A 2,796-nucleotide genomic window follows, 5' to 3' on the forward strand; every position below is an offset into this window, starting at 1 on the left:
CCTTCTTGGTCGTCGACAAGGTGATGTGCTTAGGCGACGTCTGGAACACGGTCCGGCCTCGTTCCGTGTTCGTGGCCAGATCTACGAGCGTCACACTGTGCTGCGCTAATGCCGATACCGCCAGGGTCCGCCCGTCACGCGTTGCAGCCAGGTGCTGGACTTTGGGGCTGGAAAAGCTGGGCTCAGCTATCGCGCTTTTGGCGAGGTCGATCCGTCCCAGTTCGTTGCCCGCTGCAGGATCGATGACAACGATCTTCGTCGATGTAGGGTCAGACACATAGATCCGGTCATGATGGCTGAGGTCGATATCAGCCTTCGACCACGGTGCCTGAACCGCCTTGATATCGTAGGGAAAGTCGTCCGCCGCAGGTGCAGCCCAATAGGCCTGAGCGATCGCCGGGACTGGCGCTACGGAGGCCAACATCGCGGCAACCAGAACGATCGCAGCTTTCATCGTTTGATCCTTATCACGGACCCGGCGGGTGATCGTGCCGGTCCGATGCCGCTAGATCGACCGATATGTCCCTCGCGTCCAACGCATGGTCGCGATGATTTCAATACGAAAACGCGATTATAGATCGCCGACCGTTCCTGTTAAATGATTGGAATGACCGTGGTTATGCGTTGGACCGACCGCCCCGCCGCAATCATCTATCCTGTCACGCTCGGCATTCATCGAGACGCGCGGAGACTTCCTCATGGCAACACAGCCGATCTACGATCTCGCTACCGAGACACTCGTTGCTCCTAAGCCTGTGCGTCGACATCTCGCAATCGTGCCGGATGCAGGCAATTATGACGAGCTGGAAAGAACGGCTCCAGGCATCGCATCGCACGGCGTCCATCCTGCCACGTTGGGCTTGCTCGTCGGCGTGTATGCAGCAATGTTGCTGACTTTCTGGACCTTCTTCGCACGTGATGCAGCTACGGCGCTCGTCCTGACGGTCGTGTCGGTCTTCATGATCCTGTATTTCGGTCTGATTGCTGGCGGCATCGTACTCAGCGATACTCCCGCCCCCGGCGAACCCCTCCGTTCGTTCTCGGAGTTCATCAAGGGCCCGGTCGATATCTTGACGGGCACGATCACAGGGCGCGAAGCGGCTATACAGATGCTCTTTCTCCCGGCCTGCATGGCCGTGCTAGCAACGATTATCGGCATCATCGCTCGCGTGTCGTAAACAGGAAAACTAGGGACAGGACGATGAGATCACGCATGACCTTGCTGATGGCGATAGGCTTGTCCGTATCGACCGCTGCTATCGCGCAAACGGACGGCTTCGCGTCCGCGATGGATGCGGCGATGACGCGGATGCACGGCGCGATGATGACCGGCTATTCAAACGATCCCGATCGCGACTTCGCAAGGATGATGATCCCGCATCATCAAGGTGCGATCGACATGGCTGAGATCGAGCTGCGTTACGGCAAGGACGAACGCCTGCGCCGGCTTGCGCAAGGGATCATCGTCGAACAGCGTCAGGAAATCGCGGTGATGCAGGGCATCCTATCCGAAGGCGGCGCGTTGCCACGTCACACCGGACCGACCGCGACTGGTCACCCCCATCACGGAGACCGTTCATGAAGCGTTTCACCCTAACCGCCTGCACCGCCTTGTGCTTTTCAGGCCCTGCGTTTGCCCAGCAAGTGCCCAATGCGACCCCCGACATCCCTGTCAGCGCGCAGGACCGGTTCTACACGTCGGACCAGTTCTCCAACACCGTGTCGGTGATCGACCCATCAACCAACACGCTGCTCGGCGTCATCAAGCTCGGCGACCAGACCCCCGCCAACCTCAGCCCGCTCTACAAGGGGCAGCTGCTTGTCCACGGCATGGGCTTCTCGCCCGATCGTAAGACGCTGGCGGCGATCTCGATCGGTTCGAACTCGGTGACGTTCATCGATACCGCGACCAATGCCGTGAAGCACACGACCTATGTCGGGCGCTCGCCGCATGAGGCGTTTTTCCGCCCCGACGGTCGCGAAGTCTGGGTCGCGGTGCGCGGCGAGGATTATATCCAGGTGCTCGACGGCAAGACCTTCGCGCCGACCACGCGCATCCCCGTCCCCAACGGCCGGTCGCGGTGCGCGGCGAGGATTATATCCAGGTGCTCGACGGCAAGACCTTCGCGCCGACCACGCGCATCCCCGTCCCCAACGGCCCCGGCATGACGATTTTCTCGCCGAACGGGAAATACGGCTATGTCTGTTCGAGCTTCTCACCCGAGACCGTGGTGATCGACACCGCCTCGAAGAAGATCGTCGGTCGCGTCAAGCAGGCGAGCCCGTTCTGCCCTGACATCGCCGCGACGCCCGACGGTAAGCAGGTCTGGTTGACGCTCAAGGACGTCGGCAAGGTCATGGTGTTTGACGCCAAGCCACCCTTCGCAGTGCTCAAGACGTTCGATACCGGCGCGATCACCAACCACGTCAATATCGCCCGCAATAAGAACGGCCAGTTCGCCTTTGTGACGGTCGGCACCGAGAATGTCGTGAAGGTGTTCCGCACCACTGACTTTGTGCAGGTGGCGAGCATCCCGGTCGGCGCGCTCCCGCACGGCCTATGGCCGTCGGGCGACGGCACGCGGATGTATGTCGGGCTGGAGAACGCCGATGCGGTCGCGGCGATCGACACAGCAAGCAACACCGTCATCGCGACGATTCCAATCGGTCAGGGGCCGCAAGGCGTGGCATATGTTCCCGGCGCGGTGCCGGTAGGCGATGGCCGTGCAAACCTGGTGCCGCTCGCGCAGGCCGGCATGAAGATCCAGCTGACTCTATCCGGGACTGGGCGCAGCC

5 protein-coding genes are annotated in these 2,796 nt (G+C 61.1%); 4 read left to right on the forward strand and 1 reads right to left on the reverse strand.

Annotated elements, in window-relative coordinates; translation table 11 throughout:
- The coding region (locus ASE72_RS08240; RefSeq protein WP_443024738.1) for a YncE family protein at positions 1 to 454 on the reverse strand (454 nt) is incomplete at its 3' end.
- Positions 455 to 698: 244 nt separating this feature from the next.
- On the opposite strand from ASE72_RS08240, the gene ASE72_RS08245 reads away from it, so the two are divergent.
- The 4 genes from ASE72_RS08245 to ASE72_RS20845 all read left to right on the forward strand — a co-directional run.
- Entirely contained in the window at positions 699 to 1,178 is a 480-nt protein-coding gene (locus tag ASE72_RS08245; protein WP_156350317.1) for a hypothetical protein, read from the forward strand.
- A gap of 35 nt (positions 1,179 to 1,213) precedes the next feature.
- Positions 1,214 to 1,582 carry a CopM family metallochaperone gene (gene copM / locus ASE72_RS08250; RefSeq protein ID WP_082445904.1) on the forward strand — a complete coding sequence of 123 codons (369 nt, stop codon included), beginning with the start codon at positions 1,214 to 1,216 and terminating at the stop codon, positions 1,580 to 1,582.
- Positions 1,579 to 2,169 (forward strand): YncE family protein, encoded by a 591-nt coding sequence (locus tag ASE72_RS20840; RefSeq protein WP_235532299.1) that lies wholly within the window; start codon positions 1,579 to 1,581, stop codon positions 2,167 to 2,169. The genes copM and ASE72_RS20840 overlap by 4 nt, the downstream gene beginning before the upstream one ends.
- A partial coding sequence (locus tag ASE72_RS20845) for a YncE family protein (RefSeq protein WP_443024739.1) occupies positions 2,106 to 2,796 on the forward strand: 691 nt, incomplete at its 3' end. The genes ASE72_RS20840 and ASE72_RS20845, both read left to right, overlap by 64 nt.

Origin of the sequence: Sphingomonas sp. Leaf20 (assembly GCF_001421535.1) — a bacterium.
Lineage (GTDB): Bacteria > Pseudomonadota > Alphaproteobacteria > Sphingomonadales > Sphingomonadaceae > Sphingomonas.

Bases quoted from the DNA above. Each gene is read 5' to 3' on its own strand.
- ASE72_RS20840 (WP_235532299.1), top strand. From the start codon at position 1,579: ATGAAGCGTTTCACCCTAACCGCCTGCACCGCCTTGTGCTTTTCAGGC.
- copM (WP_082445904.1), top strand. From the start codon at position 1,214: ATGACCTTGCTGATGGCGATAGGCTTGTCCGTATCGACCGCTGCTATC.
- ASE72_RS08245 (WP_156350317.1), top strand. From the start codon at position 699: ATGGCAACACAGCCGATCTACGATCTCGCTACCGAGACACTCGTTGCT.